The 24,373-nt window shown below is 62.0% G+C and carries 27 protein-coding genes and 1 riboswitch; of the genes, 22 read left to right on the forward strand and 5 right to left on the reverse strand.

Annotation, left to right across the window (positions count from 1 at the left end):
• Positions 1-8: 8 nt before the first annotated feature.
• Both FJ953_RS02435 and FJ953_RS02440 read left to right on the forward strand, forming a co-directional pair.
• Complete coding sequence (locus FJ953_RS02435) at positions 9-386, forward strand: hypothetical protein (RefSeq protein ID WP_224519111.1); 378 nt, start codon at positions 9-11, stop codon at positions 384-386.
• 297 nt (positions 387-683) lie between these two features.
• Entirely contained in the window at positions 684-1,157 is a 474-nt protein-coding gene (locus FJ953_RS02440) for a hypothetical protein (protein ID WP_140499943.1), read from the forward strand.
• An 857-nt stretch (positions 1,158-2,014) separates the two neighbouring features.
• Here FJ953_RS02440 and FJ953_RS02445 read toward each other — a convergent pair.
• Entirely contained in the window at positions 2,015-2,203 is a 189-nt protein-coding gene (locus tag FJ953_RS02445; RefSeq protein ID WP_140623036.1) for a hypothetical protein, read from the reverse strand.
• Between the two features lie 335 nt (positions 2,204-2,538).
• On the opposite strand from FJ953_RS02445, the gene FJ953_RS02450 reads away from it, so the two are divergent.
• Positions 2,539-4,947: a hypothetical protein gene (locus FJ953_RS02450; protein ID WP_140623038.1), complete on the forward strand. Its 2,409-nt coding sequence runs from the start codon at positions 2,539-2,541 to the stop codon at positions 4,945-4,947.
• 176 nt (positions 4,948-5,123) lie between these two features.
• Here the strand turns inward: FJ953_RS02450 and FJ953_RS02455 are convergent, their stop codons facing one another.
• Both FJ953_RS02455 and FJ953_RS02460 read right to left on the reverse strand, forming a co-directional pair.
• Positions 5,124-6,110: a hypothetical protein gene (locus FJ953_RS02455; protein WP_140672461.1), complete on the reverse strand. Its 987-nt coding sequence runs from the start codon at positions 6,108-6,110 to the stop codon at positions 5,124-5,126.
• 409 nt (positions 6,111-6,519) lie between these two features.
• Positions 6,520-7,347: a class I SAM-dependent methyltransferase gene (locus FJ953_RS02460; RefSeq protein ID WP_140567596.1), complete on the reverse strand. Its 828-nt coding sequence runs from the start codon at positions 7,345-7,347 to the stop codon at positions 6,520-6,522.
• Positions 7,348-7,531: 184 nt separating this feature from the next.
• Here FJ953_RS02460 and FJ953_RS02465 point away from each other — a divergent pair, with 184 nt between their 5' ends.
• From FJ953_RS02465 to msrA, 6 genes are all read left to right on the forward strand, one after another.
• Complete coding sequence (locus FJ953_RS02465; protein WP_140499935.1) at positions 7,532-8,269, forward strand: glycosyl hydrolase 108 family protein; 738 nt, start codon at positions 7,532-7,534, stop codon at positions 8,267-8,269.
• Positions 8,270-8,271: 2 nt separating this feature from the next.
• Positions 8,272-8,472 (forward strand): hypothetical protein, encoded by a 201-nt coding sequence (locus FJ953_RS02470; protein ID WP_140499933.1) that lies wholly within the window; start codon positions 8,272-8,274, stop codon positions 8,470-8,472.
• The gene (locus tag FJ953_RS02475) at positions 8,469-8,708 is read left to right on the forward strand and encodes an ABC transporter permease (RefSeq protein ID WP_140499931.1); all 240 of its coding nucleotides are present in this window, start codon (positions 8,469-8,471) and stop codon (positions 8,706-8,708) included. The genes FJ953_RS02470 and FJ953_RS02475 overlap by 4 nt, the downstream gene beginning before the upstream one ends.
• Positions 8,693-8,893, forward strand: coding sequence for a hypothetical protein (locus FJ953_RS02480; protein WP_140499930.1), 201 nt, complete (start codon positions 8,693-8,695; stop codon positions 8,891-8,893). The genes FJ953_RS02475 and FJ953_RS02480 overlap by 16 nt, the downstream gene beginning before the upstream one ends.
• 100 nt (positions 8,894-8,993) lie before the next feature.
• On the forward strand, positions 8,994-9,305 hold the full coding sequence (locus tag FJ953_RS02485; RefSeq protein WP_140500166.1) for a hypothetical protein: 312 nt from the start codon (positions 8,994-8,996) through the stop codon (positions 9,303-9,305).
• A 184-nt stretch (positions 9,306-9,489) separates the two neighbouring features.
• Complete coding sequence (gene msrA / locus FJ953_RS02490) at positions 9,490-10,008, forward strand: peptide-methionine (S)-S-oxide reductase MsrA (RefSeq protein WP_140567593.1); 519 nt, start codon at positions 9,490-9,492, stop codon at positions 10,006-10,008.
• A gap of 139 nt (positions 10,009-10,147) precedes the next feature.
• Here msrA and FJ953_RS02495 read toward each other — a convergent pair whose 3' ends face one another.
• Complete coding sequence (locus tag FJ953_RS02495) at positions 10,148-10,465, reverse strand: hypothetical protein (protein WP_140515911.1); 318 nt, start codon at positions 10,463-10,465, stop codon at positions 10,148-10,150.
• A gap of 218 nt (positions 10,466-10,683) precedes the next feature.
• A riboswitch (TPP riboswitch) is annotated at positions 10,684-10,797 on the forward strand.
• Between FJ953_RS02495 and FJ953_RS02500 the strand changes: the two genes are divergently transcribed.
• The 4 genes from FJ953_RS02500 to FJ953_RS02515 all read left to right on the forward strand — a co-directional run bounded on the left by FJ953_RS02500 (position 10,788) and on the right by FJ953_RS02515 (position 14,029).
• A complete protein-coding gene (locus FJ953_RS02500) occupies positions 10,788-11,396 on the forward strand; it encodes a YkoF family thiamine/hydroxymethylpyrimidine-binding protein (RefSeq protein ID WP_140515909.1) in 609 nt (202 codons plus the stop codon). Its footprint overlaps the riboswitch before it by 10 nt.
• A 98-nt stretch (positions 11,397-11,494) precedes the next feature.
• Positions 11,495-12,250 (forward strand): ABC transporter permease, encoded by a 756-nt coding sequence (locus FJ953_RS02505; protein WP_140500165.1) that lies wholly within the window; start codon positions 11,495-11,497, stop codon positions 12,248-12,250.
• Positions 12,247-13,014 (forward strand): ABC transporter ATP-binding protein, encoded by a 768-nt coding sequence (locus tag FJ953_RS02510; protein WP_140500163.1) that lies wholly within the window; start codon positions 12,247-12,249, stop codon positions 13,012-13,014. The genes FJ953_RS02505 and FJ953_RS02510 overlap by 4 nt, the downstream gene beginning before the upstream one ends.
• Positions 13,007-14,029, forward strand: coding sequence for an ABC transporter substrate-binding protein (locus FJ953_RS02515; protein ID WP_140623042.1), 1,023 nt, complete (start codon positions 13,007-13,009; stop codon positions 14,027-14,029). The genes FJ953_RS02510 and FJ953_RS02515 overlap by 8 nt, the downstream gene beginning before the upstream one ends.
• 168 nt (positions 14,030-14,197) lie before the next feature.
• Here the strand turns inward: FJ953_RS02515 and FJ953_RS02520 are convergent, their stop codons facing one another.
• On the reverse strand, positions 14,198-16,600 hold the full coding sequence (locus FJ953_RS02520; protein ID WP_140623044.1) for a tetratricopeptide repeat protein: 2,403 nt from the start codon (positions 16,598-16,600) through the stop codon (positions 14,198-14,200).
• 148 nt (positions 16,601-16,748) lie between these two features.
• Between FJ953_RS02520 and FJ953_RS30745 the strand changes: the two genes are divergently transcribed.
• The 9 genes from FJ953_RS30745 (at position 16,749) to FJ953_RS02565 (ending at position 24,318) form a co-directional block, all read left to right on the forward strand.
• A complete protein-coding gene (locus FJ953_RS30745; protein ID WP_224619446.1) occupies positions 16,749-16,928 on the forward strand; it encodes a hypothetical protein in 180 nt (59 codons plus the stop codon).
• Between the two features lie 95 nt (positions 16,929-17,023).
• Positions 17,024-17,188: a DUF3309 family protein gene (locus tag FJ953_RS02530; protein WP_023757858.1), complete on the forward strand. Its 165-nt coding sequence runs from the start codon at positions 17,024-17,026 to the stop codon at positions 17,186-17,188.
• 479 nt (positions 17,189-17,667) lie between these two features.
• Positions 17,668-18,393 (forward strand): GntR family transcriptional regulator, encoded by a 726-nt coding sequence (locus FJ953_RS02535; protein ID WP_140623046.1) that lies wholly within the window; start codon positions 17,668-17,670, stop codon positions 18,391-18,393.
• Between the two features lie 3 nt (positions 18,394-18,396).
• Positions 18,397-19,449 carry an ADP-ribosylglycohydrolase family protein gene (locus FJ953_RS02540; RefSeq protein ID WP_140515899.1) on the forward strand — a complete coding sequence of 351 codons (1,053 nt, stop codon included), beginning with the start codon at positions 18,397-18,399 and terminating at the stop codon, positions 19,447-19,449.
• Entirely contained in the window at positions 19,446-20,429 is a 984-nt protein-coding gene (locus FJ953_RS02545; RefSeq protein WP_140623048.1) for a PfkB family carbohydrate kinase, read from the forward strand. The genes FJ953_RS02540 and FJ953_RS02545 overlap by 4 nt, the downstream gene beginning before the upstream one ends.
• A 40-nt stretch (positions 20,430-20,469) precedes the next feature.
• Complete coding sequence (locus FJ953_RS02550; RefSeq protein ID WP_140623050.1) at positions 20,470-21,531, forward strand: ABC transporter substrate-binding protein; 1,062 nt, start codon at positions 20,470-20,472, stop codon at positions 21,529-21,531.
• A 65-nt stretch (positions 21,532-21,596) separates the two neighbouring features.
• Positions 21,597-22,466 (forward strand): ABC transporter permease, encoded by an 870-nt coding sequence (locus FJ953_RS02555; RefSeq protein ID WP_140515893.1) that lies wholly within the window; start codon positions 21,597-21,599, stop codon positions 22,464-22,466.
• On the forward strand, positions 22,466-23,254 hold the full coding sequence (locus FJ953_RS02560; protein WP_140499911.1) for an ABC transporter permease: 789 nt from the start codon (positions 22,466-22,468) through the stop codon (positions 23,252-23,254). The genes FJ953_RS02555 and FJ953_RS02560 overlap by 1 nt, the downstream gene beginning before the upstream one ends.
• Positions 23,254-24,318 carry an ABC transporter ATP-binding protein gene (locus tag FJ953_RS02565; protein ID WP_140515891.1) on the forward strand — a complete coding sequence of 355 codons (1,065 nt, stop codon included), beginning with the start codon at positions 23,254-23,256 and terminating at the stop codon, positions 24,316-24,318. The genes FJ953_RS02560 and FJ953_RS02565 overlap by 1 nt, the downstream gene beginning before the upstream one ends.
• Positions 24,319-24,373: the final 55 nt, after the last annotated feature.

Here is a 24,373-nt window from a genome sequence, read left to right on the forward strand (position 1 = left end):
ACACTGTTATGGACACCAGCGTCCATCCGCCTGCCGTGAGCAAGCTCCACTATCAGGTTGAGGGATGGTTCGGCGACGCGCTTGTCACCACTTTTCCTTGTTTCCTGGTGACGGAAGAAGCCAAGCGCGGATTGCTCGATATTGGCATCTCCGGCGCTACATTCGCTCCTGCCGAAGTGACCAAATCCGAAAATTTTCTGGAGCTGCAGCCCGATGTCGAGCTCCCTCCGTTTGTTTGGCTCAAGGTGGACGGTAGAGCAGGTCACGACGACTTCGGCGTCAATCAGAAACTGAACCTCGTGATATCGGAGCGCGCCTTCGATGTGCTTGATGAACTGGGACTTCCTTCCGCATCCATCCAACGGTTCGACGTCGGCAATAAGTAGTGGGGTCGCCCGCGTCGTTGCCGACGAACGTTAAAGCGCCTCGGATAAGTGTCGAGTTAATCATGACGATCAATGCCAAATCCAATTTTGAGCAGCGTCACACATCTGCCTTCGGTTTAATGTCAGCCGGGCTCGACGAAAAGATCTTATCGTCGCCAATGGTGGGCTAGATCACGTATCAAATATTAAGCCTCGTACCAGGGAAGAGCACATAAGGCTCCACATGGAAGCCGGCGATTTTCAGCGCTGGGCTAGGAGACGATGGCTGCGGACTAAGATAAGTAGTGGAGAGAAACTGTGAGCAAAATTACCCCGGATCTCGGTAAAGTAAGCCGTCTTCCTCTACCAGCAGACGACCCAGGTGCAGATGATGACCTTGACAGCGCCCTTCTGGAAGCTCGTGAATATATCAAATCATACGACTGGGTAAGGAGAATCGAAGGCGAGTATTTCGGATATGGTGCCGAAGGGATAATATACATTTTTCTCTTCGAGATTTCACCCGGGAAACCAGATGTGCCACGATGGATATGGGTGCTCGTCGGTGATGTACCCCCAGCGTACATGCCCGGTGACGATTTGGAGACCCCGTACGAGGCGCTGGACGGATATATCGGTGCAATGGATGAGTGGGTTGAAGCTGCGCGGCAAGGGAAGTCCGTGGCGAAGCTCATTCCCGTTAATGTCCCGGCGAATCCCGCCAACGCCGAGATGTTGAGTGGACGGCTTAAATTCCTCGACGAAAAGATTCTGCCGCTGCTTCAAGAATGATGTCTCGGCAAGCAGAAGAGCCTAAGATAGGGATAAATGGAAGTTCGAAGGTCCAGAAAATTTGGCCGTCATATCGACCCGAAAAATATTTGGTGGTGGCGGCTGGGTTGCCTACGCCTCACATGATGCCGATGATGAGTCGTGGCAATTCTACGGAGATGAAGCTGAAGTTGATCAAGGCGACCTAATTTGGTGGGTTTGGCCGAAGTGGTAGAGCTTGATAATACGGTTGCACAATTGGCAGATTTGCCAGTGGGTTGGCATGCTCGGCGCGATACAAAGACCTCACCATGGAGGCGGAGCAAAATGCCCGACGAATTTCCGGAACTGAAGGAGAGCTAGTTCCGTCATCCAAATTCCTGGTGGGGTGAATTTCTGGCCAGTCGGCGCCCGATGGCCGAAGAAGACAATTTTAAGCAAATGTTTCCGGATTGGTCTATTCTGTTACCTGGGGGCAGTTCAGGTGCAATACAGCGGAAACACCCACGGAACACCTTGGCATTAGGGCTGCCAGTGCACTTCGATGGCGCAGCTGGCAGCTCTGCGATGTATAATATTTGCTAGGCGTAAACTTTGGCATGTTCGTTGCACCTTACCCCTTGAGGGGGCCACAGGGGTTGGAACCGATGTATCGAAATGACACAGAACTGTTCGCACGGGCGAGCGCGCGGGGCATTACGATCTATCAACGCTCGAAAACGGTGTGGATTGCGGCCGGAAGCTACCGGGACCGCGACTATGCGGTGAAGGGGCGGACACCCGCCCTTGCGCTCGCATTGTGGAAGGAGGCTACCAGATACAGCGGGTCGGGACTTTAGAGCCTGTCCTTGCCGTCTGGATGAAGCCTCAAAGGCGATCTAGACGCCCGCTACGCGACAGAACATCTGCAATGCCGTCAGGGTGCGGGCCTCGGTCGGCTCTTCGCCTGCTGCCTGTGAATCCGCCGGCGCCGCCACCGCTCCAACGGATTTGTACCGGGAAGCGAACGGCCTTTCTTCTGCCGTGCGGTTGTCGTTTGCAGCGACGACAATCGCGGATTTTTTCATCGGAAATCACACCTTGTGGAAGCGCTGCGACATTGACGCTCCCATAGCGCAAGCCACCGCAGTGCGCGGGTGTTAACACGGCAGCCAGTCCGGGAGCAAGCCGGCATTGCTGCTTGTTCAGGAAGTGCGTGCCCAAGGACAGAAAACCGACCGCTGAATTGTCTCTCGCCTGGCCGAGCGATCGTGACCAAACTGCTCAAGGAAGAACCTGAATGACCGTGGCGCCGTGGCCGCACGGGCCAGCGCTTATCCCCTCCGAACCCGTCGCCACGCCGCCAACCTAACCCGAATTCCAAGCCTTGCTTTCGCGAGGCTTTTTTTATGGAGCAAGCCTCATGGCCCGACCCGCAACTGCCGCCGTTCGTCTTCTGACTGGCGAGCGCGAACCCGTGCGCCTGGCGACGACGGCAAACCTGGAGACGGTCATCGTCGACGGCGTTGCCTGGATCCTGGGCCTGAAGACGATCGACGGGGTTTTGACCGCCGTCGGCGACCGGGTATTGGTCAAGAACCAGTCGGACGCCCGGCTGAACGGCATCTATACGGCGAGCGAGGGCTACTGGTACCGCGCGGCCGACGCCCGCACCGCGCGCACGATGCAGAAGGGAACGACCGTTCACGTGCAGGAGGGGGTTGTTTCGGGTGGCTTGGTCTACGCTTTCCAGACCCTCAACCCGGTGATCGGCACGAGCGACATCGTGATCTCCTACTATCTGTCGGATGATCCGCTCGGGGATATCGGCGGAGCGCTGGCGGCAGTCATCCACATCGCGGAACTCGCGCGCGACCTGGCCCAGCAATATGCCGCCGACGCCGCGCAGGTTTCGGGCGTCAACGTGCCGATCTACGCATCCGTGGCGACAGCATCGGGCTCGACGATCGCTGCCGGCGTCAAGAGCATCAGGACCCAATTCTACGCCCCGGTCTTCACGACCCCGGCAACCCTGGTGGGCGGCGCCAACTATGCCCGCATGTCGCGCGCGGCGATCACCGCCGGCGGCTACCCGGCGCTGGCCTATTTCCGCTCCGCCGACCGTTTCATGCCGGACGGCACGACCGATGCGGTCAATGGCGGCTTTTGGGTGTTGAATGAAAGCGTCGTTGACTTACGTCAACTGGGCAGTGGGTTCGGCAACGCAGCGGCCGACACCGCGGCGCTGATTGCGGCGGTCCAGATCGTCGACGGCAAGGATCGCGGCACAATCCGCCTGCCACCAACGAATATCACGATCAACCAAACGATCGACATCGCTCTCGGACTATTCGATGTTGAAGGCTTCGGCCGCGACGTTTCGACCATCACAAGCGCAATGATCAATGGCGCGCCGCTGTTCCGTCTGGTCGGCCACACATTGCGGCTCGGATTTCGCGATTTTAAAGCGCTTGGCAATCAATTGACCGGGACCGCCGGCAACGGCCATGCCTTCGCGCTATGGGATACGGATGGTTTTCAAAGCGGCTCTGCACTGCCGCAGGGCGTCGTCATGGAGCGCATCTGCATCGACGGCTTCCGTGGCACTGGGCCAGAGGGGGGGGCGCTCGACAGCTTGGGCACCATCGCGGCTTGTGGTGTCAACAACAAGGGCGGCCTCGGCTGCACGTTCCGTGACATCGAGATACTTCGGTGTGGCGGCGGCATGTACATGGGCTACACCCAAAATTGCCTCATCGACAGCCCGCTCTTCTCCCAGATCGACCGTTTCGGCATTCTCGATTACCGTGCGGCATCACTTCGTATTCAGAACGGCGACGTGCAGGACTGCTGTGGCGACGGCACAAATCTGACCGTTCCAGAGACGATGCCCTGCGCCAACATTATCTCTTTCTTTGGCAATGGGACGATCATCGAAGGGGTGAAGACGAAGGGGGCCGGTGGCAACTGCCAGATTTATGTCGTCCACGGGGCTGGCATCAAGGTCGATAAAAACTGGCTCCAAGTCTACATGCTCAACGATGTGCCGCACAACGGCATCATCATCCATAGGACGACTGGCTTCTCTTGCGACAACAATACGTTCGCGATGTCTCAGTCTACCTATGTGGCTAGTCAGAAAAACCAGGGCATTCAGATCACCAACGATCAGGCCAACGACCCGGTGAGCGGATCGGTGCGCGGCAACCAGTTTACGTTCTCCCCAGGCATGGGTATCTCGTCCTTCATTCGCATCGGGGCACCTTCAGGCAATCGCCTGTTCAGCGGCTTGATTGTGGAGGGGAACGTCTTTGGCGGCTTCCTCCCACCGAGCTCCGGCCTCACCGTCGACAACGGCATTCTTGTGGAGAATGCCAAGCTTATCGGGTGTCGTATTGCTAACAACGTCTTCGATGCCACAAACGGAGTGACGTTCACCAACGGCATCCGCTTTGCCAACGTCACCGATGGCGGCAAGAACTGGCTCGCGGGCAATGCGATGAACCTTAGCCTGGGCACGATCACCACGCCCTTCAACGGCATATCTGAAAGCGAGCTCCGCACCATTGGACAGGTATTCCTCAATCCGACGCCAGGCATCCCGACGGGGACAAGTCTGACTGTGCAGGTTGCCGTACCAGGTGCCGTTCGTGGTGACTTGGTAACGGGCATTGGATTTAGCGCCGACCTGCTGGGCTGCACGATTAAGTACGCCGGGGTCGTCACCGCTGACATTGTCGACATAATCATTGCAAACGATACAGGGGTAACGAAGGACCCTGGCAGCGGCGTGATGACTGTTGTGGTCCGCAAATGGCAGTTCGGAGGCTAATCAACGGATCAACGAATCACCAAAGAACATAGCCAGGAGGTTGCCGGCGACCATCAACCAGAAGAAGGCTTGGAAAAACGCGTTCCTCCAGACTAAGCCGAACACCTCGACACATGCAATCCGCCAACGATCTCCTTCGGCAAGATACTGGTGGGCCATCCATCGCAAGGTTTTCATTAGAGAATACCTTTGGCCCAATAGCCGAAGAAAACAACCTGTGACGCGAGAGCCGCAATTAGTATAAGGCGGCGCCAGTGAAGATCGGGAATGCTGGAGATTGCAACCGCAAGCGCTGGAATCGCAAGAGCGACGAACCGGATGCCATTCTGATTGTAGAGGTACATCCCGAAGCAGAGTGATGAAGCGAGAACTACAACAAACGCGGCAAACTTCCTGCTGAACAGGTGATCAAAGAAGAGGAAAGGGACAGCATACGCCGTTACCATCATCGTCAGCAGGAATCCGCTCGTAGTAATTTCTATCGTCGCTCGCCTGTCGCCGATCGAGCCCAGAAGATAGCTTTTGAGGATGGTCACGGCGACAACTATGGCCGCTATATAGCATGTCGAAATTAGCACATGTCGGCGCCCGCAAATATCGGAGCCCGTGATAATTTGGCCCACTGCGAACGCGCCGGCAAAGACCAGAACCGCAGAATGAATAAAGGGTGCAATTCCCACCAATGCATATTTGACCAGGCGCCATGGCAATAGGAGGGCCAGATAGATTGCGGCCATGGCGACAGCCGACCGTACTTGAGAGAATACGAGATCGATTAACTGAGGGTGGATTAGCAAAAGGATGTAGGCTGGGGACGAGGCTTTGACTGCCACGTAGACGCTGATGACTACCAAGGAGATTAAGGTCAGGGTAGAAAAGATGCTGGCTAGTTCGAAGCTCTCTTTGAGAGCGTAGATACCCTTCCGCCAAAGGTATTCTTGGGCATACCAATCGATCAGTGAAGCGGTATCAGGAGAAACATAGTATGCCCTTTTGTCGAAATTCTGGATGTAGTTCTGCAGATCGGGAAATGGCGTTCCTCTGACCATCACCCAGTTCACCATCCATATGCACAGGGCAACCGCTACGCCGATCGTGGGCTTTGTCAGTCTTTGTAGCTTCCCCATAGTCTGACGAGTCTGGGAGGCATACGATTGGTTCACCCACATTTCATGCCCGACGCGCCAGCATAGTCTTCTCTCAAAGTGTTCGTCTTGAGTTGCAATTTTCTAACCATGTGCGGTCAGGCGCGCAAGGCGATCTTAAGTTTGACACACATCGACAATTATCGCTGGTGGACAGAGCGGTAGCTTTCCAACCTAAACCAAGCCGAGCCGGCGATTGAAACCCATGGCCGCGCGGTCAGGCTCAATCGCTGGGTGGCGCGCTAGGTCGGTTTCTTGCGCAGGATCAGCAATGCTTCGTCGCCATCGGGAAGTACTGCACCTTCAGGTAGTCATCGGCCGCCATGGGGCGGGGTGTCGATGTTCCGGCGCATGCCGAGATAAAGCCTGCGGGCGATATTTCTGAGCAAGGTCTCGCCTCCGATGGTTTATCCGGGCTGTCGTCTCGTCACCGCCTGATGCCCCAGGCATAGGTTCTTTGCTTGGACGCGTTCAGACGGCGCACCTCGTACCGGCCCTGCCGCTCGATCTCGGCGACCGCTTCGACCACGCCATCGAAGGACCCTGGCGTGACGTCGTCGAATACGACCATGTCGCCCTCGCGCTGAACGCCCGAAACGCAGCGATGCTCGGCCAGCACGTTCTTCCTGGTGTGCTGCGCGTCGATGAAGGCGAAGTGGATCCGGTTCACGCCGACCCTGGGCAATTGAAGGAGTGAATCGCCTTGCAGGAAAATGATCCGGTCGGCCAGCGGCTGCCAAGGCCGAAGCAGTTCGGCGCGCGACTTCCTGCCGTCATGGTCGTCGATGCAATTCCAGTAGAAGCGATGATGGTGCGGCAGGACGTCGAGCGTGACGACATGCCCGCAGGCGCCGGCATCGGCGAGTGCCTTGGCCATGCAGATCGCGGAGAAACCACGCGCGGTGCCGGTCTCGACGACGGTGGTGAACGGCCTTGGGCTGTCGGCCAGCTGGCGGCGAAGAAGACTGTAGAGCACCCGCCCGTGCGGGTAGGCGAGCGCGCTGGTCTTGATGGTGATCTGGGTGTGGAGGGCCAGTTCGTCGAGCCAGTCGCGATCGACGGCAAAGCCGGTTTCGGCCTCGAGCCTGTCGATCTCAGCGAATGAGACGCGCCGGGTGGCTTCGAACAGCCTCAGATATTCCTCTTTCGAGGCACGCGGCGCCGAGCCCAGCGGGTCGACGTTCCAGCGGCGATCGATGGCGGCCGACAGCCTGTTGAAGGCCAGGCGCCGCGCGGCGCCAACAAAGTCTCTCATCCCAGACCTGTTCGTCCCAAAATTGTATTTTTTCTAACCATGCGCCGGCCGGCGCGCAAGGCGACCTCCGGTTTTGACGCACTGCAAGTAGGCACCGAGGCGCGCGCAACGGCGACTATCCGCACCCCTGTGCTGCCGGCGATCACCCACTCACCTCATCCACCAAGAAATCGAAAGGGATATCATGGACCGCAATTTTACGCGGGCGCTTGCGCTCGTCCTCAAATCCGAAGGCGGCTGGTCGGACAATCCGGCCGATCCGGGCGGCGCCACCATGAAGGGCGTCACGCTCGCCAATTTCCGCCGCTACGTGAAGGCGGATGCCGCCAAGGCGGATCTCAGGAAGATCAGCGATGCCCAACTCGCCACGGTGTACCGCCGCTTCTACTGGGATGCGGTGGCTGGCGCCGAGTTGCCCGACGGCGTGGATTACGCGGTGTTCGACTATGCCGTGAACAGTGGGCCAAGCAGGGCGGCGAAATATCTTCAAGCAGTGGTCGGCACCGCCCAGGACGGCCGCATCGGGCCCGAGACGCTCGCTGCCGTCGGTTCCAGACCGGCCGCCGTCGTCATCGACAATCTCTGCGATGCCCGCCTGGCTTTCCTGAAGCGGCTTCCGACCTGGCCGACTTTCGGCAAAGGCTGGTCGAGGCGGGTCGGATCCGTCCGCGCACAGGCGCTGCTGCTGACGGCTGTCGGGGCAGGCGAGGCATCGGCCACGCGGCCAGATCCTGCACCGGCCGCTGCTGCGGCGGCGCCGGGCGGCGCTGCTGCCGTAGATGCCGTCGAACCGGTCGCGGCGGCGCCTGCCGGCGCCAACATCCCAGCTGCCACCAAGGCGGGCGGGATCATTGTCGCGTGCCTGCTCGTCGCCTACGCCGCCTGGCACCACATCGCCGCCGCCTTGCAAGGAATGTTCTGATCATGGCCACCACAACCCAGCCGACCATCCGCCCGACCAACAAACTGACGGCCGCGACCATCGCCGCCGCCGCCGTTTCGATTTCCGGCGTCTTCGTGCGCAATGTCTGGCCATCCTGGTACGATGCCGAGACATGGGCCACGCTGCTGCCGCTAGCCGTCTTTGCCGTCGGCTATCTCGTCAAGGACGCGCCAAACCAATGAGCGCGCTCCTCTCCTTCCTGCTCAGCAATTCGACCGTTCTCGGCATCGGCGCAGCCATCGTCGCTGCGTTTGGCTGGGGTGTTCGCCAGCGGCTTGCCGGCGAGCGCGCCGAACGTAGCCGGCAGGCCGCGGCCGAGGCGGCGGCGCGCGACGTCGCCGACCAGGTTGACAACGACATCGGCGCGCTACCCGCCGCCACTGCCCGAAAGGAGCTCAGGTCATGGGCAAGGGATTGATTGTCGCAGCGGCCGCAGCACTTGTCGCGGTAGCCGGCTGCACCACCGTCACCGGCGGATTTTGCGCGGTCTCGAGCCCGCTGCGCTTGTCCGCATCCGCCGTCGCAGCACTGTCGGATGCGGAAGTCCGGACGCTGCTGGCGCACAACCGCAAGGGCGAGAAACTGTGCGGGTGGAAGCCATGACGATCGTGTTGCCGCTCGATTCGGGCCCTGCCGCTCGGGGACCGCTCATCTTCGGTGCCGGATCGGTCGTTCTGTTTCCTGATCGCGAGACAATGAAATGATGCATGATCTTTTCGACCTGCTCGGTATCAAGGTGCCGGTGGTGGTCGCCGGCCTTTCCGGCGGCATATTGCGCGCGCTGTCGCGCCACCGCTACAAACCGCGCGAGATGGTGGCCTCGCCGATCTGCGGCGCGCTAGCCGCCGCCTATCTGACGCTGCCCGTGGTCCAGTATTCCCGCGCCATGGGCCTGCCGATGGCCAATGACGACACCACGACCCTGGCGGCCGCATTCCTCATCGGCGTCTGCGCGATGTGGATATCGGATATCGTATTCGAGGTCGTGGTGCGCAGGTTCAGGCCTGGGGAGTGACGCCGCGCGTCCGTGGTGATCGGCAGCAGGACGCGCCCGTCGACTGGACGAAGCCGACGACAATGCCCATCTATGGGAAATCCTGGAGCGGCTGTCATAGCGCCGGGCCTCCAGTTTTATCGTGCGCAATTCCGGACGGAAACGGCTACAACCTTTCCCCGGAGTTGCTTTGGGGAGATTTGATATGGCGACTTCAAGCGAACGCGCGGTGCTTGCCGGCGGCTGTTTCTGGGGCATGCAGGATCTGATCCGACGCATCCCGGGCGTCCTGTCCACGCGCGTCGGCTACAGCGGCGGCGACGTGCCTGATGCCACCTACCGAAACCACGGCACCCATGCCGAAGCCATCGAGATCAATTTCGATCCCGCCAGGGTGAGCTACCGTACGCTGCTGGAGTTCTTCTTCCAGATTCATGATCCGACGACACGCAACCGCCAGGGCAACGATGTGGGGATGAGCTACCGTTCGGCGATCTACTACACCAGCGATGAGCAGAAGCGCGTCGCCGAAGACACCATCGCCGACGTCGACGCCTCGGGCCTGTGGCCCGGCAAGGTGGTCACCGAGGTGGCTCCGGCCGGCGCGTTCTGGGAAGCCGAACCCGAGCATCAGGACTATCTGCAGAAATACCCGAACGGCTACACCTGTCATTTCGTCAGGCCGGGCTGGAAGCTGCCGGTTCGCGAAAAGGCTGTATCGTAGACGGCGCCCGAACCGAGACGAAGGCCGATGGCGGTTTACGTCTCAGGCGCCTGCCTGTTCGGCGAGGGTGAAACATAAAGAGACGGAAACGCCACGGAACAGACGCCCCGTGGCGTTCTCCAGCAGTTTCGGCGAATGGCTACTTGCCGCAATGCTTGTCATTGACGGTCGGCGAAGCGGTGCCCGGAGCGGTGTGGCTGGCATCCGGCTGAGCACCTTGTGGGCTGGCCGGACAGTTCCGGTCCGCGTTCGAATTCATGCCGTCGGGCATGACGGTCGTGCTGCCGGTCGTGCCAGGATCCACCGTGTTCGGCGATGCCGGCGTGTTCGGGTCGACCGTGACCGACTGGCCGCTGCCGGGCCCATTATTGGCGCCGTTTCCGCCAGCACTTTGCGCCATCGCCGAAGTCGCGAGACCAATGGTAAGAGCCGAAGCTGCGAGGATTTTCATGAGCATGGTTTGTCTCCATTTCTGTGAAGTCTTCGCTCGTTTCCACGAAGTTCGTCGCGTTTGCGACTATAGGGACAACCACTCGTCGTGGCTAAGGTTCCGGACAAATTTCCCTCAAGACCGGGCCCGACGGAACCGCCCATAAATCAGGCCTGGCGCAATGCATTTCCGGCGATGGTCCTGAAAAAACAGCTTTCATAGCCGCCCGATTGGTGCTTTAACGCGTCCATCCACAGGGGTGCTCCGTACGGTCGGGGCTGAGACGGGGGCGGCAAGCCCACAGACCCTAGAAGCTGATCTGGGTAATACCAGCGGAGCGAGGCGGGCGATGTTTTCAGGCGCACAGATTTCCCTATATCCCATGTCCAGCGATTTTGTCGGCGTCATCCTTGGCGCGCTCGGGGCACTGGACCCTTATCGTGATCGACTGCGGATCGAGACCGACGATATCTCGACCTTGCTGGTCGGACCGCCCGAGGTGCTGTTTCCTGCCATGCGCGACCTGTTCGTGGCGGCAGCGCGCAGCGGCAAGCATTGCGTGCTTTCGGCCGCCATCTCGCGCGGCTGCCCGGGCGAGCCGGACGATCTGATCTGCCGCTCCGACGCGTTTGGCGGACCTGCCGGGCCGCTCGGCCCGCGCAAGGAAGCCGCTATCGCCGCCGTGCGCGGCGTGGCCGCCACCGGCCAGCCGGCGGCGGCGCAGTTCTCGCTTTATGTCATGGGCACCGACGACCACATGGACGAGATCTATGGCTGCATCGACTTCCTGAAGCAGTCGGGCGTATATGAGCGCTCCAAGCATTTCTGCACAAAGTTGCGCGGCGACGCAGGCGCCATTTTTACCGCACTCAACGAGGCCTTTTGCCGCTTCGGGCCGGGTGCCGGCCACGTAACGCTCGACGTCACCGTCTCGGCCAACAGCCCCACCGCCGTCTGACGGCGCGCCGCGCGCCATCCGCTCCGGGTACCTGCGTGTCCTCCCCGTCCGCCCCTTCGCGTCCGATCGTGGACCTCATCGCCAGAACCGCTCCGGCGATGCTTTCGGTGGGGCTGCTGCTAGCCGCGTGGGAACTCTATGCGCGCTTTGGTGGCATCAAGCCGACAATCCTCCCGGCGCCATCGCGCGTCTTCGCTCAGGCAATGCTCAACCGGCACGCGCTGGCCGATAACGCCGTGCCAACCCTCCGTGCCACGCTCGCAGGCTTTGCCTGTTCGCTCGGCGGTGCCTTTGCGCTGTCGATATTGATCGACTTCTCCCAGCCATTGCGGCGCGCCCTTTTTCCGGTCTTCGTGGTCAGCCAGACCTTGCCGCTGGTGGCGATTGCACCGCTGGTGGTGCTGTGGTTCGGCTTTGGGCTGATGCCCAAGATCATGCTGGTGGCGCTGGTCACCTTCTTTCCGATGTTGGTGGCTTTGGCCGAAGGATATGAGGCGACGGAGGCTGAGATCGGCCAAATGCTGCGCGCCATGGGGGCAGGGCGCTGGCGTGTCTTCGTCCTGGCGCGGCTGCCCTCGGCGCTGCCCTACTTCTTCGCCGGTGTCAGGATCTCGATCACCTATGCTGTCGTGGGCGCCATCTTCGCCGAATATGCGGGCGCGGCGAAGGGCCTCGGCATCTACATGCTCAACGCCAAGAACAACTTCCGCCCGGACCTGGTGCTGGCCGCCGTCGCCGTCAGCGCCGTGCTGACGCTCGTCCTGTTCGGGCTGACGATGCTGGTCCAGCGCCTTGCCATGCCATGGGAACGGACCGCCGGCGGGCGGGCCGCAGGAAAGGGGCCGTGGCGATGAACCGGCTCGAACTGCGACATGTGCGCAAGGCCTTCGAAGGACTCGACGTGCTTGCCGACATTTCGCTCAGCGTCGGCGCCGGCGAATTCGTCTCCATTCTGGGCCCCTCCGGCGCCGGCAAGTCGACGCTGTTCCAGCTTCTGACCGGCGCGCTTCACGGCGAGGGCGAGATATTCTTCGACGGCAAGCCGCTCGATGACCACGGCCGGCATTTCGCTTTCATGCCGCAGCGCGACGCGTTGATGCCTTGGCGGCGCATTCTTGACAACGCCACGCTCGGGCTTGAGGTGCAAGGTGTCAGGCGCAAGGCTGCCCGCGCTCGCGTTGCTCCGCTGTTCGAGGAATTCGGGCTTGCCGGTTTCGAACGGCATTTTCCGGCGCAGCTTTCCGGCGGTATGCGCCAGCGCGCGGCCTTGCTGCGCACCGTGGTGCAGGAACGCGATATGCTGCTGCTCGACGAGCCGTTCGGCGCACTCGATGCGCTGACCCGCGCCGCCATGCAACGCTGGTTGGAACAGATGTGGCGGCGCCACTGCTGGACGGCGCTGCTGATCACCCACGACGTGCGCGAAGCTGTGTTCCTGTCCGACCGCATCTATGTGCTTTCGGCGCGGCCGGCGCGCGTCGTCGCTGAGATCACCGTGCCGCTGCCGCGTCCACGCGAACTGGCCGGCGGCGCTGCACGGCAGGCCGGCACCCTCGAAGCCGAGATCCTCGACATCCTCCTCAACCCGAGCCACCAGAAGGACACGGACCATGACTGACCTGACGCGCCGGCAAGCCTTGCTGCTCACTGCCGCTGCCGGCCTTCCCCTTATAGCCCGGCCAGGCCGATCTCTTGCCCAGGCGGCCGCCCGGAAAGTAACGGTGGCGCTGGACTGGACGGTCAACACCAACCATATCGGCCTGTTCGTCGCTCGCGACAAAGGGTTTTACAGCGAGGCCGGCCTCGAGGTCGACATCCTGCCCTACAGCGATACCGGTGCAGGCACGCTGGTTGCCAACCGCGTTGCCGATTTCGGCATCAACGGCTCCATCGGCCTCTTCACCCAGAAAACCGCCGGCGCCGATCTCAAGGCGGTCTATGCCGTGGTGCAGTCCGAAACCGGACGGCTGGTGTTCAATGCAGCGCGTGACGAGATCAAAACCCCCAGGGATCTTGACGGCCTGACCTATGGCGGTTTCGGCAGTGCCTGGGAAAACGCGCTGATCTCGACCATCATCCGTCACGACGGCGGCAAGGGGGCTTTCGAAACGGTGACGCTCGGCACGTCCGCCTATGAGGCGCTGGCCAACGGTTCGGTCGACTTCACGTTGGAGGTCTCGACCTGGGAAGGCGTCGAGGCAGAACTGAAAGGCGTCAAACAGCGAAGCTTCGTCTATGCCGACTACGGCGTGCCCGACGAGCACACCACGCTGATCTCCTCTAGCGATGCGTATCTGCGTGCAAATCCGGAATTGGCGTCGGGCTTCATACGGGCAACGCGGCGCGGCTACCAGTTCACCGTCGATCATCCCGAAGAAGCGGCCACACTGCTGATCGCCGCCAACAAGGACGCCCTGACCAATCCGGCATTGATCCACGCCTCGCTGAAGACGCTGATCGACGGGCACTATCTGCGCCGACGAAACGGCGCCATAGGCAGCATGGACCCGGCCAAGATGGAAGCGATCGGTTCCTATCTCTTCGCCGCCGGCATCCTCCGGAACGGGGACGGCGAGCCCGTTGCCCGGCAACCGGATTTTGGCAACTATTTCAGTAACTTCTATTTGGGGTAGGGATCAAACCGCATCGGGCGCCAGCGCTGCTCAAGCTGATTGCCTTTCGTCAGCCTCGTCAGAGCTGCGCCCAAGGCAAAACCTTTACCGCAATAAAGCACAGAGCGGCGACTGCCATTACGCCCAAACCACTCCAACGCAAAATCCGCGCCCTCCCGAAAAGCCCGTCTAATCTACCCCAAGGCTCAGTGCCTTCTTGCGATCGGCCTGAGCACGCTTGCGGTTGCCCTTGGCTTCCCACGCCCGGCTCCGCGCCTCGTAGGCGGTTGCGAAATCCGGCTTAAGCCTTATCGCCTGGCTGAAATCCGCGATGGCCCCTTCATAGTCCGCTCTGCTGGTTCGGATCACGCCTCGACCGAAATAGCCAAAGGGGTTCTTGTGATCGAGGCTGATGGCCTTTTCGAAATCGTGCAGCGCGGCGACGTCCTCGTGCCCTCCCATCCATAGGAGGCCTCGATCGGCATAGACCCTTGCGTCCGCGGGGTTGAGATTGATGGCCTTTTCGAAGTCGGCAAACGCCCCGTCGTAGTTTTCCTGGAAACTGAGGTTCTGGCCGCGACTGTAGTAGGTCTCGGCTATCTTCGGATTGATCGCGATCGCCTGCGTGTAATCGGCAACAGCATGAGCATAATCGTTCTTCGCCTCCCAAGCCATGGCCCGGGCCAGATAGGCGTCATGAAATGCCGGGACCAGTGCGATCGCCTTGCCATACAGGGCTATGGCGCCGTCATAGTCATTTTTCTCATACAGCCTCCGACCCTTGGCGAAAAGCGCCTTGGCGGCCGAATCAGTATCGCTCGGTGCGGCCGAACCGGCGGCTGAACTGGCGGTGGCCGCCGCCGAGCTGACGGCGCCGAGCGTGGCGGCCGCCATATCGCCCTGTCCCTTCGCAGCCACAGCCGCCTTGCGGGCGACCGCGTAATCGCGATTGTCGGGATCGAGCTTGATCGCCTGGCCGAAGTCGGCGATTGCCTCGTCATAGTCCTTCATGTCAGCACGCGCCATGCCGCGCCCATAATAGCTGGCGTCGTCTTTCGGATCGATCTCGATGGCTATCGAATAGGCGGCAATCGCGCGCCCCGCGTCGCCCTTGGCGTGCCAGGCCATGCCGATGCAGAAGTAGGCGTCGCGCGCCTTTGGATCGAGTGTTGAAGCCCGGCTGCAATCGGCAAGAGCGCTTTCGGCATCGCCTGACGTGATCTTGGCGAGGCCCCGGCGAGAATGAGCCGCAGCAAAATTGGGGGCGAGCTGGATGACCGTGTCGTAATCGGCGATCGCTTGCTCGTAAACGCGTTTGGCGGCCTGGGCCTTGCCGCGGCCGTAATAGGCGAACCGGTTGTTCGGATCGAGCGCAATCGCTTTGTTGTAGGCGCCGATCGCCTGATCGTACTTGCCCATGTCCAGGAAGGCATCGCCGCCAAGGATCGCTTCGAGGGCGCGCGGATTGGTCGCCTCCAGAACCCTTGCGGCCAGCGTGTCTTGGGTGGCAGTGATATCCGGAACGACGGCTCGCTGCTTTTGCTGTTGGGTGTCCGGCAACGGTGCCGGCTTGCTTTGGTCGGCGGCAAGCTGAGCGCCGCAGCTTCCTGCCCGCGTCGGATCAAGCTCGATGGCGCGCAGGCAATCCGCCGCCGCTCCGGCGCTGTCTCCCTTGAGTGTCCTTGCGCGGCTGCGCCCGAGATAGGCGTCCGCATTGTCGGGATCGAGGCTGATCGCCTTGTCGAAATCGAGAAGCGCGCCCTCGAGGCCATACTTCGACAGCCGCATCCCCGCACGCTCGATCAAGGTCTTTGCGGCTGCGCGATTGCTGGTCGTATCCTTGGCGGCGGATAAGTTCTCGCCGGGCGCCTGTTCAGCATCGTCATCGGTGACAGTGGGATCGAACTCACTCTCGGCGGCGCGGGCGATACCGCGTTTGACATTGGCCAATATGTTGTTGGGATCGATACGGACCGCCTCGTCATACTCGGCCAGGGCCTGTTTCGGGTCGCCCATCCTGTCCCAGGCGATGCCCAGGCCCGCATGCGCCTTGCCATTCTGAGGGTCCGCCTCGATTGCCTGTTGGAAATCGATGATGGCCGCGTCGGTCTTGCCCTTGTGCAGGAAGGCGAGGCCACGGTTGCTGTAGGCATCGCTGGAGGACGGCTCCAGGCTGATGGCGATGTTGAAGTCCGCGATCGCACGGTCGTCGTCTCCATTGCTGAACCAGTCGGCGCCGCGGTTGAGATACGCGGAAGCGTCGTTCGGATCGAGCGCGATCGCCTCGCTGTAGTCGGCGATCGATCGGTCGTATTGCTTCTGGTCGCCGAGAGCGACGCCCCTTTGGAAATAGGCTGTGGCGCGGCTGCGCGCTGGCTCTGCGGCGTCCTCCGCAATCGCGGAGCAGGCAACAATGCGCTTGTCCGACTCGATGTCCTCGCCGAAGCAGGTTGCATAGTCCTTCTCGGCTGCGAGCGCAGGCGTGTTCCGGGCGAGAGCGGCGCCAAGCCCGGCTGAGGGCCACCGGTCGGGCGCAAGGCTTGTCAGCGCGATCGCGGCGGCGAGGAGCCCCGCATCCTTCCACCTCATCATATCGCTGGTCCCCCCAAAACTTTAATCCGCCTTGGCAGCTAGGTTCCCTACTGTTCCTTATTTGTTCCAGAAATGCAAGCATGAATTGCAAATCCGCTCTCACAGATCTGACGATGCAAGATCGAGATAAGTCGAAGTGGATCCGATCTTGACGCTCAACCGCCTGTTTTTGCTGTCGGCTTTATCCTTCTACAATCTCGCCGTTTACGCCGTAGTCACGTTCCTTCAGCTTTATCGTATCCTGCGCGTCGGCCGGTCGGAAAGCCCCGCCATTGCGGCAGGACTGCTGCACGAATTGCGCCGTCGCCTTCTCGACGTCATGCATTAGGTGGAACGCGAACGCGTTCAAAGCGTTGTCTGTGAGCAACATTCTCAACCCAGAAGTGCCGAACCGGCGCGCAAGTGCCTGCGGGAGTGGAAGCCATGAGTCTTGGAACCATCCTTATCATCATCCTTATCCTCGCCCTGCTCGGCGGCTTCAGTGGCCTCGGCGGCGGTCCGTTCTACGGAACCGGTTATTATGGTGGCGGCGGGCTGGGGCTTGTGTTGCTGATCGTCATTATTCTGGTCGTGCTCGGACGCATCTAAAGCGCGTCGTGCACGTCGTTCTCACAAGGCGAGAGCCGCTTTTGGGCGACATGCATTGTTTGGGCGACATGCATTGGTCGCTGATCGCGATCCCGTGACCAATGTCGATGCCGGTGCGCACCGGATCGTGATGCGGGCAAACAGGCTTGTGATCGGGCCTCTGGCGAAACTCCCGTAAGGTGATTTCGGTCCACACCCCCCGTGGAAAGCAAGAGGAGAGGTCCCACCCCTTGTCCTCCTCCAAGGCCCGCCCCGGTTCCCGGAGCGGGCTTTCGTTCTTCTGCCGGTAGGGTCACCGCAGCAGGATCGCGACACGGTGCGACGCGTCCAGCACTGGGGAAATTCCTTCTTCGTTGCCGCCTGCGGCCGGCGGATCGTCGAAAGCAGTGCATCGGGGCACATGACCCGTCCCATTGACAAGTCCGCTATACGAGGAGAGATTAAACAGGACTAGACAGGTTCACTATACAGGTACGAATATGAAGCGGAGCGCGATCAAACTGTCTCCCGGCACGGGCAAGCCCGAGCAGATCGCCACCGTTCTGGAATACGAGATCCGCTCCGGCGTGCTGGGTTTCGGCGACCGTCTGCAAAGCGAAAACGAACTCGTGCAGCGTTTCTCCGTCAGCCGCAACACGGTGCGCAAAGGCTTGGAGGAACTTTCCAGCCGCGGATTGATCACCACAAAGGTCGGTATCGGCTCCTTCGTCACCTTTGACGGCAAGCCGGTCGATGATGCGATCGGCTGGTCGCGCGCGCTGGCCAATGCCGGCGCCAACGCCGAAACGCGGACGCTGCGGCTGGAGGTGATCGAAGACCACGACCTTGCCGTGCTGTTAGACGTCGAAAGTCCGCTCTTCATCGCCGTCGACCGGGTCCGCACCAATGCCAGCGACGGCCATGCCATCTCCATCGAACGCAGCCGCCTGCCGCTGTCGCCAGAGCTGGAGGACGTGCCTCTGCGGGGCTTGCGCGAAGGCTCGCTGCACCAGACGCTACGCGAAGCGGGGCTTGTACCCGACCATGGCGAGGAGTGGGTCGACATCGAGATGTTGAACGCCCATGACGCCGCTATCCTCGGGTGCCCGCAAGGCACACCCTTCCTGCGCGGCCGTCGCCTGACGCGTGCGGCCGATGAGCGGCCGGTCGAATATGTCACCAGCCTGCTCAATCCCGCCCATTTCGCGCTGCATATGAGGTTCTGAGCGATGCCGGAGAACGAGCTTGAGATGGACCGCGCCATGGGTGCGCTCGTCGGCGGGGCGCTGGGCGACGCGCTCGGCATGCCGACGCAGCTTCTGTCGCCTCAGCGCATCGCCGAGCTCTACGGCCATGTCGAGGATTTCGTCTCGCCCTTTGCCGATCATCCGGTGTCGAAAGGGCTGCCGGCCGGGACTATCACCGACGATACCGAGCAGGCGCTGCTGCTCGGCCGCATCCTGGTTGCCTCAGGCGACCGCTTCGACCATGCGCGCTGGGTCAACGCGCTGCTCGACTGGGAGCGCGAGGTCAAGGCGCGCGGCAGCTACGACCTTTTGGGACCGTCGACCAAGCGCGCCATCGACGCCATCAACAAGGGCGTGCCAGCCGAGGAGGCTGGGCGCGGCGGCGACACCAATGGCGCGGCCATGCGCATCGCGCCGCTCGGCATCATGATGCAGCCGGAGCCGCTGGATGCGCTCGTCGACAAGGTGGCCGAAACCTGCCGGGCGACACACAACACCTCGATCGCCATTGCCTCCGCCGCGGCGGTCGCGGCCGCCGTCAGCCGCGGCATCGCCGGCGGCGACTGGCGCGCCGCGTCCGACAGCGCCGTCGCGGCGGCGAGGCGGGGGGCGACACACGGCCACTGGGTGACCGGCGGCGATATCGCCGCGCGCGTCGCCTGGGCGCAGGATCTGATCCGCGGCAAGGCGCCACGAGACGCGGTCCGGCTGATCACCGATCTGGTCGGCACCGGCGTTGCCAGCCAGGAGTCCGTTCCGGCCGCTTTTGCTGTGCTGGAGGTCGCCGGCGGCGATGCTTGGCAAGCGGCGGTCATCAGCGCCAATCTCGGCGGCGACACCGACACGATCGGCGCCATCGCCGCAGGCATGGCCGGCGCCTGCACCGGCCTTTCACGATTGCCGCAGGACCGCATCGCCCGCCTCAAAGGCTTTGACATGGCGGGCGTTCGTGCGCTCGCCGCCGATCTCGTCGCGGCGCGGACTTCGAACAGTCGCCTGGAGCAGGCCGGCCCCGGCAAGGACGCGGCGGCATGAGCGCGCGTCTCGTCCATATCGGCAGCGCGGTGGTCGACTATGTCTACCGTATCGATGCCTTGCCGGCGCCGGGCACGGAGAAGACGGCTTCGAGCTACGCCCAGGTCGCCGGCGGCGGTTTCAACATGATGGTCGCGGCAATCCGCACCGGCATGAAGGTGGTATTCGCAGGCCAGCTCGGCAGCGGACCCAATGGCGACTTCCTGCGCGCCGCCTTCAGTGCCGAAGGCATCGAGACGCTGATCCAGCCATCGCCACTGATGGACAGCGGCAATTGCGTCGCCATGATCTCCAGCGATGCCGAACGCACTTTCGTGTCGTGGCCGGGGGCGGAGAGCGTGCTCAGCCTCGATCTGATGGCGCCGGTTCTGGTGGCACCCGAGGATTGGGTGTTCACGTCAGGCTACACGCTGAGCTATCCCGGCAGCCGCGAGGCGCTCACCGACTGGATCGAGACGCTGCCGGCGGACATTCCACTTGTCCTCGACCCGACGCCGGTCGTTTCGGACATTTCGCGCGCCACCCTGTCGCGGGTGCTCGCCCGCACGACATGGCTGAGCTGCAACGCGACGGAAGCCACCGACATTGCCGGCCCGGGCGATGCCGACGCCCTTGCGGCGCGATTGCTTGCCGATCATTGTCCCAAGGCCGACGGCGTCGTCATCCGCTGTGGCGCCAAGGGCTGCCATATCCGACTGGCGGGCGGCTCCGCCCGAACCATTCCCGGTTTCAAGGTGGTGGCGGTCGACACCAACGGCGCCGGCGACACTCATATTGGCGCCTTCGTAAGTGCGCTCGCGCGTGGCATGCCGCCTTTCGAGGCGGCGCGCTACGCCAATGCGGCGGCGGCCATTTCGGTCACCCGCCATGGCGGTTCATCCGCGCCCGCCGACGCGGAAATCCAGACTTTCCTGAGTCGTGCCGACGGTCCCTCGACCGGCGCGCGAGGCCAGGACCGGAAGGCCCATCAGACAGCCTGACAAAGCCCGGGAAGCGGGCAAACAAAAGAGAGGAACGAACATGCGCATGCCTGACCTGACTGCTCTTTTGACGGCGACGGCCGTCTTCACCTCCGCACTTACCTTTGCCGCCAAGGCCGATGAAGTGCATGTGCTCAACTGGAAGGGCTACGGCGCCGACGAGCCATGGGCGATCGCCGCCTTCGAGAAGGCGACCGGCCATAAGGTGGTCAACGACTTCTTCAATTCCGAACAGGAAATGCTGACCAAGATCCGCACCAATCCTGGTCTCTATGACGTCGTCATGATCAACGCCGCCTTCAACGACCAGGCAATGGCTGAAAAGCTGATCCAGCCGATCGACACCTCCAAGCTGCCCAACTATGCCGACATCAGCAAGGACAAGGCGAGCTCGCCGATGCTCGACCATGACGGCAAGGTCTATGGCGTGCCGTGGGTGTGGGGCCTGACCGCCCTTGCCATCAACGAAAAGTCCTTCGACAAGCCGCCGACGTCGATCGCCGAAATGTGGAACCCCGCCCACAAGGGCCGCGTCGTCATCCGCGACGACGCCGTCGAGGCGGTGCAGTTCGGCGCCATCGCGACGGGCCAGAACATCAACGACATCAAGGATATGGACGCGGTCAAGACGAAGCTCACCTCGCTGATGCCGCAGATCAAGACCTTCTGGAGCTCGGAGAACGACTGGAACCAGATGGTGGCTTCCAACCAGATCGACATCGGCACCTATTGGAGCGGTTCGGCCGACCGCGCCAAGACGCATTTCAAGCTGCCGGTCTCGCTCGTGATCCCGCAGGAAGGCGCCGTCGCCTGGCTGGACGCCTTCTCCATCCCGGTTGGCTCCAAGAATGTCGCGGGCGCCGAAGCCTTCATCAATTACATGATCGATCCGAAATTCTATGTCGAATGGGTCACCAAGGTCGGTGCACCGGTGTCGGCCAACACCAAGGCGGTGGAAGCGTTGCCCGAGGATTCGTTCAACCGCAAGGTGATGGGTGATCCCACAGTCGCCAAGCGCATCCAGTTCCAGGCTCCGATCACCGATGCGCAGCGCAAGGCCTATCTGGCGCTCTGGCAGCAGCTCAAGGTCGACGTGAAGTAAAACCCGCGCCAGGGCCAGCCGGCGTTCGCGCCGGTTGGTCCTTCCAATCCGGGGAGGAGGATAGCATGGCAGCAGAGGGTGCGGTCGCAGTGCGCGGCGGGCTGAGGTCGGCACTGCCGCTGCTGGCGCCCGCCTATCTCTGGCTGACGGTGGCGATCTTCCTGCCGTTGTCGGCCATGGTGTTCTTCTCGTTCATGACCGACCTGCCGCTGACGGGAAAGCCGTGGGCGTTCACGCTTGGCAACTACGCCGCCTTCTTCTCGCAAAGCCTGTACCTGACACTGCTGCTTGCCTCGCTGCGCCTCGGCCTCGAGGTGACCTTGTGGTGCATCGTCATCGGCTATCCCGCGGCTTATGTACTGGCCAAGGTGCTGAAGGGGCGCAGCCGCGAGGCGATCTTCCTGCTCGTCATCCTGCCGTTCTGGTCGAACGGGCTGGTGCGCATCTTCTCCTGGGCGATGGTTTTGCGCGAAGGCGGCATTCTCGACACCGCGCTCAACGCTGTGCTGCCGTTCAAGATCAACATCGACCTCATGTATTCCTATCCGGCGATCATCATCGGACTGGTGCACTCCTATGTGCCCTACATGGTGCTGACCTGCTATCTCACTTTGCAGGCGATCGACGATTCATTGCTCGAGGCCGGACGCTCGCTCGGCGCCTCGCGGCTGCAGGTGCTGAAGCGGGTCATTGTCCCGCTATCGATGCCGGGCCTGGTGGCGGGCGCGGCCCTCATATTCGTGCCCGTCGTCGGCTCCTTCATGGAGCCGCGGATCCTCGGCGGCCGCAGCGGCACCTTTTACGGCACGGTGATCGAGGACCAGTTCGTCGCCGTGTTCAACTGGCCGCTGGGGGCCGCACTCTCCTTCATTCTGCTGGCCGTCGTGCTGATCATTCTGGCGCTGGCCGCACCGGTGCTGCGGAGGGTGGCGTGATGGCGACGACGCGTATCCTGGAGTGGCTCGGCCGCCTCTATATCGCGGTGCTGCTCGCCTTCCTGTATTTGCCCATCATTATCATGGCGCTGATGTCGTTCAACGTCTCGCCATTCTACCAGCTGCCATTCGAGTGGACGACGGAATGGTACGCCTCGCTGTGGCAGAACGACCAGCTCATCGCCGCCACCTGGAACAGCATCGAGATCGCCGTCATCACCACGGTCATCTCGACCGTGCTCGGCTCGGCGGCGTCCCTGGCGCTCTACCGCAATGAATTCCGCGGCAAGAAATTCCTGCAGGCGCTGTTGTTCCCACCGATCGCCATTCCCTGGCTGATCACCGGCACGGCGATGCTGATCTTCTTCTTCGGCATCGGCATTGGACGCGGCCTGTTCGCCATCCTGCTCGGCCATGTCGCGCTGGCGCTGCCCTATGTCATCGTCGTCGTCTCGGCCCGGCTGCAAACCTTCGCGCCGGAGCTGGAAGAGGCGGCACGCTCGCTCGGGGCGAATCAGTGGCAGGTGACGAACCGGGTTACGCTGCCGTGGATCATGCCGGGTGTGATCGCGGGCGGCTTGTTTGCGTTCGCCGTGTCGTTCGACCAGTTCGTGGTGTCCTACTTCCTGGCGACGCCGGGGCAGACGACGCTGCCGGTCGAGATCTACGCCGCGATCCGCAAGGGTTTCACGCCCGAGATCAACGCGGTCTCCACCATCATCATCGTGGTGTCGATGGCGCTGATGCTGCTCACAGCGCGCTTCTTCAAATTCGGCGGAGAGAAATAATGGCGGGCGTCCAGGTATCAAACGTCTCGCGCAGCTTCGGCGCGCACAAGGCGTTGGACGACGTCTCGATCGATTTCGTCGATGGCGGCTTCTACGCGCTGCTTGGGCCATCAGGCAGCGGCAAGACCACGCTGCTCAGGCAAATCGCCGGCTTCGATTTTCCCGACAGCGGCCGCATCGCCATCGGCGGCGAGAGCGTCGAGCGGGTACCGGTCGAGAAGCGGCGCATCGGCATGGTGTTCCAGAACTACGCGCTGTTCCCCAATATGAGCGTCGCCGACAATGTCGCCTTCGGCCTGTCGGTGCGCGGCGAGGCCAAGGCGGCGATTGCCACCGAGGTGCAACGCGCGCTCGACCTCGTTCAGCTCGGCTCGCTCGGCGGTCGCAAGCCGCATCAGCTCTCCGGCGGCCAGCGCCAGCGGGTCGCGCTGGCGCGCGCCATCGTCACCAAGCCACGCGTGCTTTTGCTCGACGAGCCGCTCGGCGCGCTCGACAAGGCGCTGCGCGTCGACATGCAAATCGAGCTCAAGCGCATCCAGCGCGAGATCGGCATCACAACCATTTTCGTCACCCACGACCAGGAAGAGGCGCTGACGATGAGCGACCGCATCGGTATCTTGCGCGATGGCCGGCTGGTGCAGGAAGGGCCGCCGGAGGAGATCTACGACAGGCCGAAAAGCGAATTCGCCGCCATCTTCCTCGGGGATGCCAACATCTTTCGCGGCGATACCACCGGCAACGGCATCCGCTTAGCGGACGGCACGACGATCGCCGCCGGGGCCGGCGCCAGGCTTGCCGCCGGCGCAAAGGCAAGCTGCGCCGTGCGTCCGGAGCGTATTCGGATTGCCCTTGATGCCGGAACTTCGGAGGGCGATGCCAACATACTGAAGGGCCAGGTTTCCAAACGCATCTTCGCCGGCAACAACAGCACCTACTTTGTCGAGCGTGCCGGCCAGACGCTGAAGGTCATCGTCCAGAACACCGGCGCTGACAGGCTGGCGGAAGGTCAGCATGTCGTACTACGCTGGTCGCCGCAGAGCACGGTGTTGATCCCTGCGGGGTAATTCACTGAACTGCTGGCGTTCCTTCGCGCCATAAGATCGAGTAGGGGCCAGAGCG

The sequence above is a fragment of the Mesorhizobium sp. B2-3-6 genome, assembly GCF_006442305.1.
Classification (GTDB): Bacteria; Pseudomonadota; Alphaproteobacteria; order Rhizobiales; family Rhizobiaceae; genus Mesorhizobium.

Bases quoted from the DNA above. Each gene is read 5' to 3' on its own strand.
- FJ953_RS02435 (WP_224519111.1), top strand. From the start codon at position 9: ATGGACACCAGCGTCCATCCGCCTGCCGTGAGCAAGCTCCACTATCAG.
- FJ953_RS02445 (WP_140623036.1), bottom strand. From the start codon at position 2,203: ATGAAAAAATCCGCGATTGTCGTCGCTGCAAACGACAACCGCACGGCA.
- FJ953_RS02450 (WP_140623038.1), top strand. From the start codon at position 2,539: ATGGCCCGACCCGCAACTGCCGCCGTTCGTCTTCTGACTGGCGAGCGC.
- FJ953_RS02460 (WP_140567596.1), bottom strand. From the start codon at position 7,347: ATGAGAGACTTTGTTGGCGCCGCGCGGCGCCTGGCCTTCAACAGGCTG.
- FJ953_RS02465 (WP_140499935.1), top strand. From the start codon at position 7,532: ATGGACCGCAATTTTACGCGGGCGCTTGCGCTCGTCCTCAAATCCGAA.
- FJ953_RS02470 (WP_140499933.1), top strand. From the start codon at position 8,272: ATGGCCACCACAACCCAGCCGACCATCCGCCCGACCAACAAACTGACG.
- FJ953_RS02475 (WP_140499931.1), top strand. From the start codon at position 8,469: ATGAGCGCGCTCCTCTCCTTCCTGCTCAGCAATTCGACCGTTCTCGGC.
- FJ953_RS02480 (WP_140499930.1), top strand. From the start codon at position 8,693: ATGGGCAAGGGATTGATTGTCGCAGCGGCCGCAGCACTTGTCGCGGTA.
- FJ953_RS02485 (WP_140500166.1), top strand. From the start codon at position 8,994: ATGCATGATCTTTTCGACCTGCTCGGTATCAAGGTGCCGGTGGTGGTC.
- msrA (WP_140567593.1), top strand. From the start codon at position 9,490: ATGGCGACTTCAAGCGAACGCGCGGTGCTTGCCGGCGGCTGTTTCTGG.
- FJ953_RS02495 (WP_140515911.1), bottom strand. From the start codon at position 10,465: ATGCTCATGAAAATCCTCGCAGCTTCGGCTCTTACCATTGGTCTCGCG.
- FJ953_RS02500 (WP_140515909.1), top strand. From the start codon at position 10,788: ATGTTTTCAGGCGCACAGATTTCCCTATATCCCATGTCCAGCGATTTT.
- FJ953_RS02505 (WP_140500165.1), top strand. From the start codon at position 11,495: ATGCTTTCGGTGGGGCTGCTGCTAGCCGCGTGGGAACTCTATGCGCGC.
- FJ953_RS02510 (WP_140500163.1), top strand. From the start codon at position 12,247: ATGAACCGGCTCGAACTGCGACATGTGCGCAAGGCCTTCGAAGGACTC.
- FJ953_RS02515 (WP_140623042.1), top strand. From the start codon at position 13,007: ATGACTGACCTGACGCGCCGGCAAGCCTTGCTGCTCACTGCCGCTGCC.
- FJ953_RS02520 (WP_140623044.1), bottom strand. From the start codon at position 16,600: ATGATGAGGTGGAAGGATGCGGGGCTCCTCGCCGCCGCGATCGCGCTG.
- FJ953_RS02530 (WP_023757858.1), top strand. From the start codon at position 17,024: ATGAGTCTTGGAACCATCCTTATCATCATCCTTATCCTCGCCCTGCTC.
- FJ953_RS02535 (WP_140623046.1), top strand. From the start codon at position 17,668: ATGAAGCGGAGCGCGATCAAACTGTCTCCCGGCACGGGCAAGCCCGAG.
- FJ953_RS02540 (WP_140515899.1), top strand. From the start codon at position 18,397: ATGCCGGAGAACGAGCTTGAGATGGACCGCGCCATGGGTGCGCTCGTC.
- FJ953_RS02545 (WP_140623048.1), top strand. From the start codon at position 19,446: ATGAGCGCGCGTCTCGTCCATATCGGCAGCGCGGTGGTCGACTATGTC.
- FJ953_RS02550 (WP_140623050.1), top strand. From the start codon at position 20,470: ATGCGCATGCCTGACCTGACTGCTCTTTTGACGGCGACGGCCGTCTTC.
- FJ953_RS02555 (WP_140515893.1), top strand. From the start codon at position 21,597: ATGGCAGCAGAGGGTGCGGTCGCAGTGCGCGGCGGGCTGAGGTCGGCA.
- FJ953_RS02560 (WP_140499911.1), top strand. From the start codon at position 22,466: ATGGCGACGACGCGTATCCTGGAGTGGCTCGGCCGCCTCTATATCGCG.
- FJ953_RS02565 (WP_140515891.1), top strand. From the start codon at position 23,254: ATGGCGGGCGTCCAGGTATCAAACGTCTCGCGCAGCTTCGGCGCGCAC.